The sequence below is a fragment of the Streptomyces sp. ALI-76-A genome (genome assembly GCF_030287445.1).
Taxonomy (GTDB): Bacteria; Actinomycetota; Actinomycetes; order Streptomycetales; family Streptomycetaceae; genus Streptomyces.
Map to the genome: position 1 here is coordinate 48,633 of NZ_JASVWB010000003.1, position 14,573 is coordinate 63,205.

14 protein-coding genes and 1 pseudogene are annotated in these 14,573 nt (G+C 67.7%); 10 read left to right on the plus strand and 5 right to left on the minus strand.

The window, feature by feature from the left end; all coding sequences use genetic code 11:
* Nucleotides 1-746 precede the first annotated feature (746 nt).
* The 3 genes and pseudogenes from QQS16_RS35780 to QQS16_RS35795 all read left to right on the plus strand — a co-directional run bounded on the left by QQS16_RS35780 (nt 747) and on the right by QQS16_RS35795 (nt 3,730).
* Nucleotides 747-1,622: a helix-turn-helix domain-containing protein gene (locus tag QQS16_RS35780; protein WP_286066667.1), complete on the plus strand. Its 876-nt coding sequence runs from the start codon at nt 747-749 to the stop codon at nt 1,620-1,622.
* A gap of 58 nt (nt 1,623-1,680) precedes the next feature.
* A pseudogene (locus QQS16_RS44075) lies at nt 1,681-2,752 on the plus strand (IS630 family transposase).
* Nucleotides 2,753-3,268: 516 nt separating this feature from the next.
* Nucleotides 3,269-3,730, plus strand: coding sequence for a hypothetical protein (locus QQS16_RS35795; RefSeq protein ID WP_286066670.1), 462 nt, complete (start codon nt 3,269-3,271; stop codon nt 3,728-3,730).
* Nucleotides 3,731-4,258: 528 nt separating this feature from the next.
* On the opposite strand, the gene QQS16_RS35805 is transcribed toward QQS16_RS35795, so the two are convergent.
* Nucleotides 4,259-4,612, minus strand: coding sequence for an ANTAR domain-containing protein (locus tag QQS16_RS35805; protein ID WP_286066672.1), 354 nt, complete (start codon nt 4,610-4,612; stop codon nt 4,259-4,261).
* Nucleotides 4,613-4,859: 247 nt separating this feature from the next.
* Between QQS16_RS35805 and QQS16_RS35810 the strand changes: the two genes are divergently transcribed.
* Both QQS16_RS35810 and QQS16_RS35815 read left to right on the plus strand, forming a co-directional pair.
* Nucleotides 4,860-5,111 carry a hypothetical protein gene (locus QQS16_RS35810; protein WP_286066673.1) on the plus strand — a complete coding sequence of 84 codons (252 nt, stop codon included), beginning with the start codon at nt 4,860-4,862 and terminating at the stop codon, nt 5,109-5,111.
* Nucleotides 5,084-5,620, plus strand: a complete 537-nt coding sequence (locus tag QQS16_RS35815; RefSeq protein WP_353479739.1) for a hypothetical protein — start codon at nt 5,084-5,086, stop codon at nt 5,618-5,620. The genes QQS16_RS35810 and QQS16_RS35815 overlap by 28 nt, the downstream gene beginning before the upstream one ends.
* A 20-nt stretch (nt 5,621-5,640) precedes the next feature.
* On the opposite strand, the gene QQS16_RS35820 is transcribed toward QQS16_RS35815, so the two are convergent.
* The 4 genes from QQS16_RS35820 to QQS16_RS35835 all read right to left on the minus strand — a co-directional run bounded on the left by QQS16_RS35820 (nt 5,641) and on the right by QQS16_RS35835 (nt 10,893).
* Nucleotides 5,641-6,048, minus strand: a complete 408-nt coding sequence (locus tag QQS16_RS35820) for a hypothetical protein (protein WP_286066833.1) — start codon at nt 6,046-6,048, stop codon at nt 5,641-5,643.
* A 705-nt stretch (nt 6,049-6,753) separates the two neighbouring features.
* On the minus strand, nt 6,754-8,364 hold the full coding sequence (locus tag QQS16_RS35825; protein ID WP_286066676.1) for a sensor domain-containing diguanylate cyclase: 1,611 nt from the start codon (nt 8,362-8,364) through the stop codon (nt 6,754-6,756).
* A gap of 705 nt (nt 8,365-9,069) precedes the next feature.
* A complete protein-coding gene (locus tag QQS16_RS35830) occupies nt 9,070-9,441 on the minus strand; it encodes an STAS domain-containing protein (RefSeq protein WP_286066677.1) in 372 nt (123 codons plus the stop codon).
* Nucleotides 9,442-9,444: 3 nt separating this feature from the next.
* Nucleotides 9,445-10,893, minus strand: coding sequence for a PP2C family protein-serine/threonine phosphatase (locus tag QQS16_RS35835; protein WP_286066678.1), 1,449 nt, complete (start codon nt 10,891-10,893; stop codon nt 9,445-9,447).
* Nucleotides 10,894-11,210: 317 nt separating this feature from the next.
* On the opposite strand from QQS16_RS35835, the gene QQS16_RS35840 reads away from it, so the two are divergent.
* The 5 genes from QQS16_RS35840 (at nt 11,211) to QQS16_RS35860 (ending at nt 14,445) form a co-directional block, all read left to right on the plus strand.
* Nucleotides 11,211-11,639 carry a hypothetical protein gene (locus QQS16_RS35840; protein ID WP_286066680.1) on the plus strand — a complete coding sequence of 143 codons (429 nt, stop codon included), beginning with the start codon at nt 11,211-11,213 and terminating at the stop codon, nt 11,637-11,639.
* Nucleotides 11,640-11,975: 336 nt separating this feature from the next.
* Nucleotides 11,976-12,146: a hypothetical protein gene (locus tag QQS16_RS35845; RefSeq protein WP_286066681.1), complete on the plus strand. Its 171-nt coding sequence runs from the start codon at nt 11,976-11,978 to the stop codon at nt 12,144-12,146.
* A 186-nt stretch (nt 12,147-12,332) separates the two neighbouring features.
* Nucleotides 12,333-12,590, plus strand: coding sequence for a hypothetical protein (locus tag QQS16_RS35850; RefSeq protein WP_286066682.1), 258 nt, complete (start codon nt 12,333-12,335; stop codon nt 12,588-12,590).
* Nucleotides 12,587-12,967, plus strand: a complete 381-nt coding sequence (locus QQS16_RS35855; RefSeq protein WP_286066683.1) for a PIN domain-containing protein — start codon at nt 12,587-12,589, stop codon at nt 12,965-12,967. The genes QQS16_RS35850 and QQS16_RS35855 overlap by 4 nt, the downstream gene beginning before the upstream one ends.
* Nucleotides 12,968-14,070: 1,103 nt before the next feature.
* Nucleotides 14,071-14,445, plus strand: a complete 375-nt coding sequence (locus QQS16_RS35860; RefSeq protein ID WP_286066684.1) for a hypothetical protein — start codon at nt 14,071-14,073, stop codon at nt 14,443-14,445.
* The last annotated feature ends 128 nt before the right edge of the window (nt 14,446-14,573 follow it).

Consider the following 14,573-nt stretch of genomic DNA (forward strand, 5'->3'; position numbering starts at 1 on the left):
TATCCGGGTGAAGGCATGTCAGGTGAATGGATGAGGCACTCGGCTGTCCGTGTCACGCGGGCAGTCAACGGCGCTTCCGGTGTCCTTACACCGGCCTTGTCACCAGCCTCGACCCGTAACCCCTTGGCTCATTTGACCGTGTCCCGCTGGCGCAGCCCCCGCTTGTGGATCACTCTGGACGAGCGGGGCTCACCGGCTCACCTGTCGCCAACGCCGACGAGCCCCTGGTGCCGCCGCCGCCGGCAGCCCAGCGGCGGCACCCATAACTCACCGCTGACAAATTCTTAGCCGCCAGCCGCCAGCCGCCTCCGGGCTGGTGCCCCGCCGTCTTCGTGACAATTCCTCACCCGGGAAAGCACGGCCAGTCTCAAGGGAACCTGTATCGGCATATCTGCGGCCGTGTATCGGAGCATGAGGGATGCAGTGCCATGCTGTCCGACTTATGTGGGCCTCTTGTCAAACGTCTCTAGCAGAATCTTCGTCTGTGCAGGTCTCGTGCTGCGGAAGGTCCGGAGTCCGGAACCGCCCGCGCCTCGCAACGGGTGGCTTGTTCATGAGTTGCTCGTGGACAAAGCCGAAGGGCTGACGAACGGGGGCTCTTGTACCGTCTTGAACTGGACAAAATGCCAACGTGAGAGTCTGTTTCGGTCGCCTGCGATCACGACGGCATGGCATGTGACCATGCAACCCTTGCCCATGGCAACCTGCGGTTGAGCACAGTGACTGGAGTCGGAGGTACACCGCTCGTGGCGGCCAACATCAACCCCACCGTCAGGCGGCGCCGTCTGGGAGCCGAGCTTCGCCGGCTCCGCAAGGCCAGTGGGCTGAAGGCCACAGAAGTGGCCGAGCGGCTCATGGTCTCCCAGCCCAAGATCAGTCATCTGGAGAACGGTAAACGCGCCATCAGCCCCTGCGACGTGCACGACCTGTGTTCGATCTACGGAGTGACGGACCAGCCGGTCATCGACTCGCTGATGCAGATGGCCAAGGAATCCGCACAGCAGGGCTGGTGGAACGCCTACGGCGACATCCCCCAGAGTGTCTATATCGCCCTGGAGACGGACGCCGCCTCCGTCCATGCCTACGAGTCCACGGTGATCCCCGGGCTGCTACAGACTCCCGCCTACGCCCAGGCGGTCATCAAGGAAACGATCCCCCTGCTCACTGCCGAACAGGCCGACACACGCCTCAAGGTGCGGCTGCGCCGTCAGCACCGGATCCACGACCCGGTCTGTCGGCTGCGCCTGTGGGTCGTCCTGGACGAATCGGCACTGCGCCGCATCGTCGCCAGCCCACAGGTCATGCGTGAACAGCTGGAGCACCTGAACGCACTCAGCGCAGAGCCGCACATCACGGTGCAGGTCCTCCCTTACACCGTCGGTGCCCACCCGGGCCTGTCAGGACAGTTCTGCATCCTGCAATTCGCCGACAGCCCCGAGGCGGGGGTGGTGTACATGGAACGGTTCACAAACGATCTCTACCTGGAGAAACCCTCCGACGCGCAGCATTACAGCGCGCTGTACGACCACCTCCAGGCCCAGGCTCTCACCCCCGACAGCAGCCGCGACTTCATCACCGAGGTCACCAAGACGTACATCGACGCGGCAAGGCACCCCTACTGAGGTTTTCGGGTTGTCGTCGGGTGGTGACGGTTCATGATCCCTGCGGTATGCCGGTGGTATGCGTTATCCGGAGGGTGGGGCCTGACCGCTGAGCGTCGGGCCTTTCGGGAGAAGATCCGGCTCCGGGCCGGTGAGAGGTTCACGGCGGGCGAGAAGACTGCGGTGATCGCCAGGGATTTGCGGGTGAGTGTGCGGTCGGTGGAACGCTGGCGCCGTGCCTGGCGCGAGGGTGGCATGGAGGCCCTGCGTTCTGCGGGCCCGGCCAACTCCCCGACCGTCACCGATGCCCAGTTCGCCGTGCTCGAGGAGGAACTCGGCAAGGGTCCGTCAGCGCACGGCTTCGGCGATGAGCGGTGGACGTTGGCCCGGGTCCAGACGGTGATCCGCCGGCGTCTGAGGCTGAGCCTGTCGGTGGCGACGGTGTGGCGGCTGTTGAAACGGCACGGCTGGTCATGGCAGGCGCCCGCCCGCAGAGCACTCGAACGCGACGAGCACGCCGTCGAACTGTGGAAGAAGGAGGTGTGGCCGAGGGTAAAAGCCTCGCGGCGGCCCACGGGGCCTGGATCGTCTTCGAGGACGAGTCCGGATTCTCCACGACGCCGCCTCGCGCCCGCACCTGGGGCCGGCGCGGACACACCCCCGTCATCCGAGTGAGAGGCCGCTCCCGCCGCAGGACCTCGGTCGCCGCCCTGTGCTGCTACAAACCGGGCGTGGAAACCCGTCTCATCCACCGGCCCCGCAACCACCTCCTCCTCAAAGGCGCACGCAAGAGCTTCTCCTGGCAGGACTACCGCGACCTGCTCGTCCGTGCACACATCCAGCTCGGCGGCCCGATCGTGGTGGTCTGGGACAATCTCAACACCCACCTGGCGGCCGGGCTGAAACGGTACGAGGCCGAGCACGACTGGCTCACCACCGTCCGCCTCCCGCCGTATGCACCCGACCTGAACCCCGTCGAGACCCTCTGGTCACTGGTACGCCGGGCCATGGCCAACACCGCCTTCGACACACCCGACGGCCTCGACCGCACACTCCGCCGGGAGTTACGAAGGATCCAACTCCGGCCACACCTGATCGACGGTTGCCTCACCGCCACCGGCCTGACCCTCGCACCACCGACCCCACCCTGAAAACCTCAGTAAGCGCAGCTTGCGATTACCCAGCTCAGAATCTCACACGAAGGTGACTTCAGGTGCTTGGACGAGGCCGGCAGGAACACGAGAGGGCGGCGCGGGCCTCCACCACATGCGACGGCTCCGGCCGGGTCATCCGAGAGCAGCACACCTCCAAATTCCGCATCTCGCGGGCATCACGAACGGACAGCGGATCCGGATCCGACAGCTCGATCGCGCGGGAAGCACTGCGGCGCACCCGGGGACCTGAACCGCGTGCACGTCGACCGCTGAGCGCTGAACGGCGTGAGAAGTCCTCTTTGACGGCGGCCAGCCCGATGAGCAGGCTGCGGGCCTGAAGTTCCGTCAGCGCCTGCTGACCTCCTAGGCCAGGAGGTATCGGAGTATTGCCGTTTTTGAAGTCAACCCGGACGGGTGCGCACCAGACGGGTGATGAAATCGGAACGAAATGGGTGCTGCCGCGTTGCCAGAGCGTCCATGGATACACCTGGGCAGCGACTACATGGAGCTCACATGCGCTTTGGCACAAAGGCCGCCTTGCTCGGCGCCGCGATCAGCGCGCTGACGGTCTCGGGCGCGGGCAGCGCCTACGCCGACGATGACCAGCCGGCCCACACGCACGAGGCCCACTCCGGAAAGGACCACTCCTCCCACGACGAAGATCTCGTCCTCTTCGCAGAATCCGACAAGGTGAAGTTCGCCAGGTTCGACGAGGAAAGCGGCCCCGCCCCCATCGTGGCCGTACCGGCGGGTCCACTGTGCGCCCAATCCATCACCGCCACTGGCGGTGACGCAGACGCTGGCGAGGGTGGGACCGCCACGGGCGGGGCAGCTACCGCTTCGGGAAACACCCAGACTCTGACGTGCAATATCACGGTCAACTCGCCGCTCGGGTCCGGCGACCAGACCGTGACGAGGACCAGCAGGGTGTTCTTCACCGAAGAGGACAACAAGAAGCTGCTCATCAAGAACTAGCGCGGCTGACAACAGCACAGCCACAGGCAGCACGGCGAGCACGGTCCTTCACCGACTCCCCGCCGTGGCCGCCCCGACCAGCCCGAACAGCCACGGTCAACAGCAAGAAGCCCCGGGTGGCCGAAGTCATCACGATGCAACTGGTGCTCAATCCCGCCCCAGCACAACACGGACAGGGCCTTGAGCGCGGCTACCGGACCTGACCACACCACACGAAGCGGGCGGCACCCGAACTGGGTGCCGCCCCGCTTCTACGTTGGGGCTGACCGGAATCTTGGACACGGGTTATGCGGCTGGAGCCAAGTACTTGATGGGCGAACATCACATACACGCGGGCGTGCCGGGCGGAGATGCCATGACCAGCAGCATGCACACGCCCCCGGTGCGCGGCAATATGGTCGAAGGCCCAGACGTTCGCTACGTCAGCATCGCCACGCCAGCCTGGAGATGGAGTTCGCAGATGCCGGCGTATGGCCGGGGCCCAGGAATCGGTGCTGCGACTCCTTCAGCTTGTCGGCCTGGACCAGGTCATCGACTGCCATCCCACCGTCGAGCAGGCCCTGACCGCCCGACCCGCGGCGTGCCCGGCCGCGGCGTTCTAGCCGGCTTCCCCGTCTGAGGTCTCCTGCTGGCATGACCACCGGTGCACAGCCGCGTCCAGCTCCGCCCCACCGGCTCCGGCAGCGTCTGCCCCAGCACCCAGGCAATCACCGACTCGGCCACCGTGTGCAGCTTGATGTTGGTGCGCTGGGACACCTCACGCAGCACCTCGAACCCGGCAGCCAACGCCAGCCGGTGCATGGCGGCGAGAACACCGATGGCCTGGTCCACCGTCGCATGCGAGTTGACGGCTTGCCGAAGCTGCGCGTTCTCCTGCTCCAAGTGCGGATATACGAACGGATCCCGTGAGCGCACGGGCGGCTGTCTGCGGGGTTGTCGGCCTGGTCGGGGGCGGTGTTGTCGCACCGTGACCGTGGTCGGGCCTTCCTGGTCGGTCTTCTGGTCGGGGCTGGCTGTTCGCGCTTCGTCGTACACGCGGCGCCGGCCAAGACGGCGCCGCACCGTACGAGACGGGAGCAGCCGTGCTGAGTGATGTGGGCGCGGGCGGTGGGGACGGCTGGCGCTGGCGGTGCTGGTCCAGTACCTGGTGATCGCGCCGGGAGTACAGATCGAGCAGACACGGCGCCGACTGGCCAAGCTGCGCAGTGAGGGCCTTTTGATCGACCGGATCGCCCTGCCGCAGGCCGGACGGACCCGGGTGTGGTTCCCCACCCCATACGGGGTGCAGGTCGCCGGTGAGTGGCCGGAGCTGCGGGGCGGCGGCCACCGAAGACCGTGTCCGACCGGACCGCGGTGCGGCTGCGCACCGGGCACGCTCTGACGGTGACGGAAACCGTGCTCGCCTTCCTCCAGGACGCCCGCCACCACGGCGATGTGTGCCAGCCCCTGGACTGGATCCCTGAGATCTACCACTTCATCGGAGGCGGCGAGGCTGTCATCCCCGACGCGCTGCTGTACTACCGGCGCGGCGGTGACGACTGGACGCAGGCCCGCCTTCGGCCAGGCGCCGCGCAGGAGGAATGGCGGCGGCACTACCCGATCTTTCCTCGGCTGCTGTTCGTCCTGGACTGCACCGGCCCGGCCGGGATCGAGAACCGCATCAGCGCCCTGCATGCAGCCGCCCGTGACCAGACGGCGGTCGGCTTCCGGCACGAGGTACCCGTCCTCGCAGCCGGGGCGGCGCGTGCGGCCCCGCCGCGCGCGAGGACAAGTACAGCAGTGGCGGAAGTTCCCCTGTGCCAGTGGTGCATGACCCCGGTGAGGGAGAAGTGGGGCCCCTACGTGCGCTACACCAGCACCCGCGCTCAGGCCCTGCCCGGGCGATCATGATGCTCGGCTGCCCGATGGCGTCAGGCGGCGATGCCGGCGAGGGCGCTCTGGAGCCGGCGGACCGCGTCCTCGGCTTCCGCGTACTGCTGCAGGGTCGGCACGACAGCACCGAAGGTACGGCCGTCTTCGGCAGGCACAGCGCGCCAGTGCAACACCGGCGTGAGGACGGTGGCAGCGGCGCCGAGGAACCAGGCCAGGCGTCCATGCACGTGGGCAAGGGCGATGGCCACAGCAGCGAGTGCCTCCCGCAAATGCTCCAACCGGTCGACCTCGGACAGGGCCTGCTGGAACTCCGGGGGCCCTACGGCGGCGTGCAGATCGGCAGCGGCCTTCGCCGCGACGGCACGGTCGGCGGATGACAGGACCCACACCTGCTCGCGCATCAAACGTTCAGCTTCCCCCACCAATTCTGCGATGACCGCCCCCATATCCACGCCAGTCATCCTATGCCGGTCCCCGCTCATCACCGGCAGAGCGCAGACAGACCGGCCAGCGACCGGTCATGTCCCCAGGTAGTGGTGTAGTCACTGGCCGAGCTGCTTCTGTTCGGGCGAAAGGAAGCTGCGGGTCGTCCTCGGTGGGGTTGGCGGTGAAGAGTGCGGCCATGGCACAAGTTCAAGAAGGCTGCGGCCGTAGCGGCGATGGTCGGCGGCCTCGGTCTCCTCGGCGGCGGGGTTGCCAGCCCAACGGTGGCCACAGCTACGACGAGCCGTCCGACGGTGGCGTCAGCACCCTCCAGCTCGTGGACTGTGAGCAAGACTTCGACGCCAGCCCCGCCTTCGCCCCCTCGGCTCGGAGCTCGGTGACACGGACCAGGCATCGGCAACTTCTGCACCGTGATCGGCTGATCCCAGGACTGCACAGCGGGGTCTCGCACCTCAAGTGCGGGACGCTCCTTACACGGTCCTGTGCGGTGAGGGGACGAACCGCTTGTAGCAGCAGATGCGGCGAGGCCGAGAAAAAAGGGCCAGTAGTTGCAGGGAAAACGCATCGGAGCGCGCACCGCCTGCAAAGGCGCCGAGTCGAACGAACGACTAGGACGCCGACGTCTCCCACTCAACTCCCGCTACGAACGCATCCCCGCAACCAACTGGCGTTTCTCGGCCTCGCCGCACTGTCTTAGTCTTTTGACATCACCTTGTCTCGGTGACGGCAGAGGAGGTCTCGCAACCTGCGCGCGGCTGCCTGTGGTGGATACGGATGCGGCCTTTTCCTGCGGCTTTGGCTTCGTACATGGCCTGGTCGGCGTTGTGCAGGAGGTCCTCGGGCGTGATCCCTGGCGTGGCTAAGGCGATGCCGATGGAAGCCGAGACCACCGCGTCCGTACTGCGGATGCGGTATGGCTTCGTCAGGGCGGACAGGATCCGCTCAGCTATTTCGCTTGCCCGTGGACGTGATGTCCCCGCCTCTCCCTCCAGCAGGGCTGCGAACTCGTCACCGCCGAGGCGGGCGACGGTATCTCCGGCTCGGACAGATGCCTGGAGCCGGCGGGCAGCCTGGATGAGCAGGGCGTCGCCTGTGGCGTGTCCGGCTGCGTCATTGACGGCCTTGAAGCCGTCCAGGTCCAAGAAGAGCACCGCGGGAGGGATGGTATCGGCGGTCCGCTTCCGTAGCGCGTGGGCGACTCTGTCGGTGAACAACGCGCGGTTGGCAAGACCGGTCAACGCATCGTGGAAAGCCAGGTGTCGGAGTTGTTCCTGCAGTGAGACCCGCTCGGTGACATCGCGACTGGCGAAGATCAGTCCCTCGGCGTGGTGGCTGATGGTTGACTCCACGTGGCGCCATCGCCCGTCGGCGTCGCGAAGCCGGCAGGACATGCGGCGGCCCGGGCCGCGAGTGCCTGTCTCAGCTTCCTTCCGCAGGCTCTCGACGGCCTTTTGCAGCGACGCCGCGTCCTCCGGATGGCAGTACAGGGGCAGAGAGGCACCTACAAGCTCTTCGGGCCGGTACCCGAAAACCTGGTGGGCGGCCGGGCTGATGTAGAGGACGCGCCCGTCCAGACCGACGATGGTGATCACGTCGCACGAGCCGTCCACCAGCGTGCGGTAATGGGCCTCACGGACTGAGGCCTCCCGCGTGATACGCAAATGGTCGGCGTGAACGACACCTTGCCGGGCCCCGAGTCCAAGAAGCACGGAACCTGCCAGCACCGCCATCACCACATCGGTGCGGCCACCGGTTAGAGCGTGGGCCGCCATGACCAAGGCGCAGACCGCCACAGGCACAAAGGCAGCCACCACCCCCATGACAGGCAGCACTCGCTGACCGACTCCGACGATGCTCGCGCCCCCCGGCATCCATGGTGTGGCGGCGGCAACGAGCAATCCGGTCATCGAACAGGCCGCCGCCACAGGAAGACCGTGCCAGATGCCTGGCGCGGGTAAAAGGATACGCAGCATGTCGCTCGCGGCCAGGACGATGAGGGCCACGGCCGACACGATGACTCCTGTGCGCTCCCCGGATTTCACGCCGAAGCACACCGCCACCAGGAGCCCCAAGACGACAACGTCCGTGACCACCCGAGCGAGACCCATCACCGATGCCGTGATGTCACTGCGTTCATCGGCACGATGCAGCAGAAGCACCCAGCACAACGTGAGCAACGACCCTGCGATCATCCACCCGTCCAAAAGCCGCCGCAACCAGATCAGGGTCGTGCCGCTGTCCGCGACTGCCACCACCAGCCCGGCGACACCCAACCCCAGACACACCACGATCCCGGCAACCGCCAGGAATTGGGCCACGGACTGGAAGAGACCGGCAGAGTGCACGGGATCCCAGGAGTGGTGACCTGACACAAGGTGATGGAGGCCGCCTGCCGCGACCGCCACAGCGAGCAGCGTCAGACGCAGACGTACCCGCCCCGCGGTCGTCCGGGACCGTGCGAAGAGGGAAAGTGCGGCCACCGCGTGCGCAGCCGGCACTCCTATGTCGGCTGGCAGGAACACGGATCCCGCCATACCACCGCCGACGGCGGCAGCAACCGCGGAGCCCACGCACAGGGCCCCTCCCAGCCCCGCCGCCTTAAACCGACCGATGCGGGCAACGCGAAGCGCGCCTTCTCGGCCCGCCCATCCCTGCACCATGCAACCCCCGTTCGACAATCGAGCAAGCGTAGAAGGGTAAACACACACCTCCGGTACTGCTCGAGTGCGATAAGAGGGTATGAGCATCTACGGCCCCAGCCCCTTGGCTGCTTCGAACTTCACCTGAAAGAACGTCTTACAGTCCCGGCGCACCCACCGGGGCACCCGCCCCGGGCGGCCGCGTCGTGAATCCCCGCGACGCGGCCGCGCCCTGCCCCGTGACATCGCCCGACGAGCTGAGGACCTGGGCGCGGCCTGGGAGAAGCAGTTCGCCCCCGCCTCTAACGGGCGCGCTCCTGTCCTCTTCCGTTGAACTTGCACGGTTTGTCACTGAAGTTGGACCGGGCTGCTGGATTGGCCGGGTCAGGCGGGCTCGGACGTGGCAGGGAGGCGGGCGTTCATCGCGGTCTCGATGCTGGGGTAGGACGGCATGAGGGTGCTCAGGCCGGTGAGATCGAGCATTCGGGACAGGCGGTCGGGGACTGCGGCCAGGGTCAGGGAGCCGTTTGCGGCCGTCGCGCAGCGCATGATGCCGATCAGTGCGTTGAAGCGGGAGGAGTCGCAGAAGGTGATCTCGGTCAGGTCCAGGATCAGGTGCGGGTGTCCTTGGGCGATGACGTCCAGTGCTTCTTTGCGCAGGGCGGGAGCGGTCTGTCTGTCGATCTCTCCGCCGACGCAGAGGGCTGCCAGGGGTCCGTCGGTGTGGGTGGTGGTGAGGGTGAGGTCGTCGGTCACGGGTCAGCGCTCCTGGTCGGCGCGGGCGGCGCCGGCGACGGGCGTGGCCAGGGTGCGGGCCGTCGATACGGTGGCCGTCTGCTCAGTGGGCGGTGCCAGGGGGACGGACAGCGCGAGCAGGGCGACGTCGTCACCGGGACCGGTGGGCAGGTCGGCGATGAGGGCGATGGTGTCCTCGATCAGGCGGCCGGCGTCCGGGGTGGTGCGGGTGGTGAGGAAGGCGGCCACGCCTTCCTCACCCAGCATGGTCCCGTCCGGCAGGCGGCCCTCGGTGAGCCCGTCGGTGTAGAGCAGCAGGCCCTGGCCCGGGGCGAGGTGGAAGGTGTGGGAGGCGAACCGGGCGCCTTCCAGTGCGCCCACGAGCATGCCGCCCTTGGGGCGTACCCCGTTCACCACCATCGCGCCGTCATCCCCGTGCTGTATGTGGAAGGCGGGGGGATGGCCTCCCGTGGCCACGCTCACGCTGAAACCGCCGCCCGGGGCGGGCTGCAGGGTGCCGAAGACACAGGTGCAGAACCGGCTGCCCATCGACGGATCGAGGAGCAGGGCGCTGTTGAGGGCGTCGAGGACTTCGGTGGGATCGTCGTGGTGCTGGGCAGCTGCGCGCAGGGTGTAGCGGGTCAGCGAGGTGACGGTGGCGGCTTCGGCGCCCCTGCCGCACACGTCCCCGAGGAAGAACGCCCACCGCTGTCCGCCCAGGGAGAAGACGTCGTAGAAGTCACCGCCGACGTCCCGGGGCGAGGCGGTCTGATAGTGGCAGGCCAGCTCCAGCCCCGGAACCGGCGGCAGCACGGGAGGCAACAGGGTGCGCTGGAGGGTGGTGGCGAACGCGGTGATCGCCTCCGTGTCCCGCTCGGCCTGCGTCCGCGCCTCCTCCTCCGCCTTGCGGCGTTCCTGTTCCTCGCGCAGCAGCCGCAGGCCCGAAAGTCGCAGCTCCATGGCGTCCAGAACCACCGCGGCCAGGTCGGCCAGGGTTTCGGTGTCGGCCTCGGTGATCAGACGCGGTTTGGTGTCCAGGATGTTGACCGTGCCCAGCCGGTAGCCGTCAGCGGTGATGATCGGCGCCGCCGCGTAGAACCGCACCCCCAGCGGACCAGTGACCAGCGGATTGGTGCAGGCGATCGGATCGGTGAGGGTGTCGGGGATCACCAGCGCGTCATCGCGCAGGATCGCCGACCCGCACAGTCCCGGGTCCCGCCCAATCTCCGCGACCCCTTCCAGGCCGTGAATGGCCTTGAACCAGATCCGGTCGGCATCGACGATCGTCACGCTGGCCACGGGGACATCGAACAGGCGGGCGGCCATCGCCGCGACCCGGTCGAACGCCCCGTCGGGCGGGGTGTCGAGGATGTCGTAGCGGCGCACCGCCTCCATCCGCGCCGCCTCCACCTCGGCCGGGGGCACCCGCCTCAGCCGCGGCTCACCCGGCGAAGCCTCAGGGACACCTGCCATCGCTCAGCTCCTGCTCTCCGCGACGGAACCGGTCCCAGCGCCCAGTCCTCGACCACCGACCCTACGACAGCAGCGAAACCCGCCTCCGCCTCCCGCGCATCAACCACTCGCCCACGCTGTATCTCCACATGAACCCGCCAATATCCAGCAAGAGCTGGTCCGACTTCAATGGCAATCGGTCCAGCCCGATGTCACAGGACACGGAGAGGGGATTCCCGCCCTTCTGGTGGCCGGCCTCTGTCCACAGGGCGGGGTCCGCATCGTAGGGCGATCGGCCGGGCGCAGCAGGCACCCGGGCCAGATCAGAGGGAGCCGTCATGGAGACGACATCGCTGAAGCCCCAGCTCACCCCGGAGCAGATCCGGCGGGCCGCCGCCTACGTGGAGCTGGTCTGGCGGGGCCAGGGCAGCGAGGAAAGCAAGGCCGCGCTCGCGGAGTTCCACGCCGAGGGCCCCGAGTTGGCGCGGCTGATCGGTGAGTTCGGCTCGCTGGTCCTGGCGGACTACATCACCGCCGTGCCCGATGAGCACGCCGACTGCGAGTCCGCGTACGCCCTGCGGCAGCTGGTGACGGTGGCGAGCCGGTACCTCAAGCGGTGGTGCCTCGCGGGCGACGGCGGGGCGCAGACCGCGCTCATCGCGGCGGGGTTCCTGATCGAGTGCATGCAGGAGGTTGACCAGGTGTCCCAGTTCCTCGCCGACGTCCGCGGTGACGCCGGCACCGGGTACGTGGCGGCTGCGGTCTGAGCCGAACGAGAGGCCAGGGCAGTGCCCGGGGACGGAGATTCCTCCGTCCCCGGGCACTGCCCTGTTTCGGGCGGAATGTCGCAGGTAGCGGACCTGGAGTCAAAGACGAGCTCAGCAAGGCCCTGCTGTCCTTCGACGACGCGACGCCGCCGCGGACCGTGGTCGACCTCGAGGGTGTGACCTTCATGGACTCCGCCGGCATCGACGTCTTCGTCGCCGCCTACCAGGCCATGACCAACGCACGCCGGCCTCGACGCGCCTGGGTGGGTCGCGGCCGAGCTCGCCGCCGTCCAGCAGGTACGCCGCGCCGCACAGGCCGTCGTCGGCGGGTTGGGCATGGCGACCACCCCTGGAGTGTTCGACGCGGTCGCCGAGGCGTACGACGTCGGGCACCGCGCTGCGGTTGCCGGGTTGGGCGCCCTGTCCGACGACGCCCGCTCCCTGATCGACGACCGCATGCCCAACGTGCAGGCCATCGAGCCCTCGCACAGGAAACCGTCGACGTAGTCACCCCGACGCACCGCTCGATTTTGCGGGCCGTCGTCGACACGTTCCGGTCCGTCGACGCGTCCGTGACCGCCACGCCGTCCCGGACGCAGTGCTCGCGCTCGCCGCAGACTGGAATCAGACACCTGACGGGAACGGGTACGGGTACGTACCCGTACCCTTGGGACGATGGGAAGGAACACGACGATGTCCGATGCCAACGTCCGTATCCCCGAGGAAGCCAAGGAACGGCTGGCCGCCATAGCTGCCGCTGAGGGTCTGTCGCTGCGCGCGTATCTCGCCCGTCTCGCTGAGACGCTGCTGACTCCGGCCGAGCGGGCCGAACGGGCCGAACGGGCCCTGGCCGCGCTGAAGGAGTGGAACGGCTACGCGCCGACCACTGCTGAGGAACAGGACCTGGACAACGAGCTGAACCGGCGCATGGCCCAGGTGACCAGCCAGTGAGCGACGCTGTACACATCGTCCTGGACCACACCGCGATGGCCGCAGCCGGCCAGGGCAACGCCCTTGCTTCCCGTCTGATCCACCGCGCCCATGCCGAGTCGGGCTGGTTCCTGTACGCCCCGGCGTGCGCGTTAGTGGAAGCCGATCGCGCCCGGCCTGGCACGGCGGAGCACCTGGCTTCCCTGCCGGGAATCACCGTCCTCGATCTTGACCTGGCCGCCGCCCTGGCCGTCGCCCGGCAGCAGACCTGGGCCGCGGCGCACAGCCAGTACACGGCGCAGCCCACCCCGGACCGTCCCGACGGCGCGATCATCGCCACCACGGCCCCACACCGGTGGGCAGGTGAGCCGGTCCGCGTACTGGACCTCACACCCTGAAAGCAGCAGCAACCCGCCCACAGCCCCGAAGTCTGGTGGGGCTGCGCGTGTGTCACCCGGGGGACGCGCAGGTGATCGCGGCGGGTGGTGACCAGCGTCCGCCACCGCCGGCGGGTGGGGCTGCTATCCGTCGAGCCAACAGGCACGTGCGGCCGCCTCGACGCCCATGGTCCGCCTTGGCCAGAGGAACCCGTCTCTCGAGCCACCGGTTGGCCTTCATGGAGGCGGAGAAGCGAGACGGTCACAACGTCAAGCGGGCGTGTGAACTGCTGCAGGTCTCCCGAACCGCCTTCTACGCCCGCCGCGCTGGCAAGCCCGGTCCGCGCTGATGTCTGGACCACGGTTTCCTTCTGGTCCGGCGTCAGCCCTCCTTCCAGCCGCTGGTCGGTCTCAGCACAATGCCGATGCCGCCTCTCAACTCCCCCGATGCGGAAGCCGATCGGGACCTGGGCGTCCTAGAGCAGCGCCCCGATATGTGCCTGGCTTTCGTGACCAGCGAGGAGGCCGCGCTACCGCTCCCGCAGCGGGCTGTACAGCCAGGCATCCCATGTGGCGTGAGCCTCTCCCCGCCTGACGCCCAGGGCCGGCGGACGCTCGAGGCGTGGAGGTGGCCGACCTCCACGTTCGCCTGAATATCTGGACGCTTGACGTGCGCAGGTTTGACGGCGGTTTTCGCGTCACTGTTGCGGTGGCGACTCGCGTAGATGCTGCACATTGTTGAGGAGCTTGTCCTTCTTTGCGGCTTTGGAAGGTGAGATTCCTCGGTAAGAGGGGGGCTTGTTCCTGCCCGTGTGGCAGGAGATTTTTGGGGCACCTATCGCTGTCTTGTGTGCTTTATGTGACAGGTTGTGAGTTCCTCGTGACCGCAGGGGTCTGCGAGGCCTGTCTTCCTGTGGGGGGAAGTCTTGACTCGACGTACCGCAGGTGCGCGCCCTTCGCGCGCCCAGAAGAAGCTGAGATCGGTCATGTGCGCGGTTGCCGCGTCCGGCGCCGTGGCTCTGACGTTGGTGGGCGCGGGAACCGCGTCCGCGGGTACGGACCCGCACCCCGCGCCTGACGTGCAGCCTCCTGCCTCATCGGAGCCTTCAGAAGCGGGAAACCCGTTGACCGCGCGGGCTCAGGCAGCGGGCGTGTGCTCGGACGCCTACCAGATCGGCACGACCTCCTACGCCTACCGCGGTACGGAGACAATCGCTTCGGTCAAGCAGTTCTACTCGCCCAACTGCAACGAGAACTACGGCTATGTGTGGGTGTGGAAGTCGTTCCTCGACCAGAACATCAACTTCGATCTGCAGGTCGGTGTCTGGTCCTACGACCGCTCGACCCTGCTCGGCGTGCGGCGTGAATTCGACACGCACAACCAGGAGTTCTGGGGCAACGGCGCTGACACGGTCGACGACTGCACCTCCGGCGACGGCACCCTGACCATCGCCAACGAGCAGGGCGGCTACGCCGCCAGGACATCCAAGCGCTGCTGACGACCTGACGCTGCGGGCCTGTCCGCGCTCCGCAGCGTATCGGCGGGATCCGGCTTGCTTCGCTGTTTCCACGACGTGCGGTCCAGGCGCTGTCCCGTGTCCGCGCGCGAAAGCGGACCGATTGCGGG

Excerpts from the sequence above, each read along its gene's own strand:
- QQS16_RS35795 (WP_286066670.1), top strand. The coding sequence starts at position 3,269 with ATGCGCTTTGGCACAAAGGCCGCCTTGCTCGGCGCCGCGATCAGCGCG.
- QQS16_RS35820 (WP_286066833.1), bottom strand. The coding sequence starts at position 6,048 with ATGGGGGCGGTCATCGCAGAATTGGTGGGGGAAGCTGAACGTTTGATG.
- QQS16_RS35835 (WP_286066678.1), bottom strand. The coding sequence starts at position 10,893 with ATGGCAGGTGTCCCTGAGGCTTCGCCGGGTGAGCCGCGGCTGAGGCGG.
- QQS16_RS35840 (WP_286066680.1), top strand. The coding sequence starts at position 11,211 with ATGGAGACGACATCGCTGAAGCCCCAGCTCACCCCGGAGCAGATCCGG.
- QQS16_RS35845 (WP_286066681.1), top strand. The coding sequence starts at position 11,976 with ATGGCGACCACCCCTGGAGTGTTCGACGCGGTCGCCGAGGCGTACGAC.
- QQS16_RS35850 (WP_286066682.1), top strand. The coding sequence starts at position 12,333 with ATGTCCGATGCCAACGTCCGTATCCCCGAGGAAGCCAAGGAACGGCTG.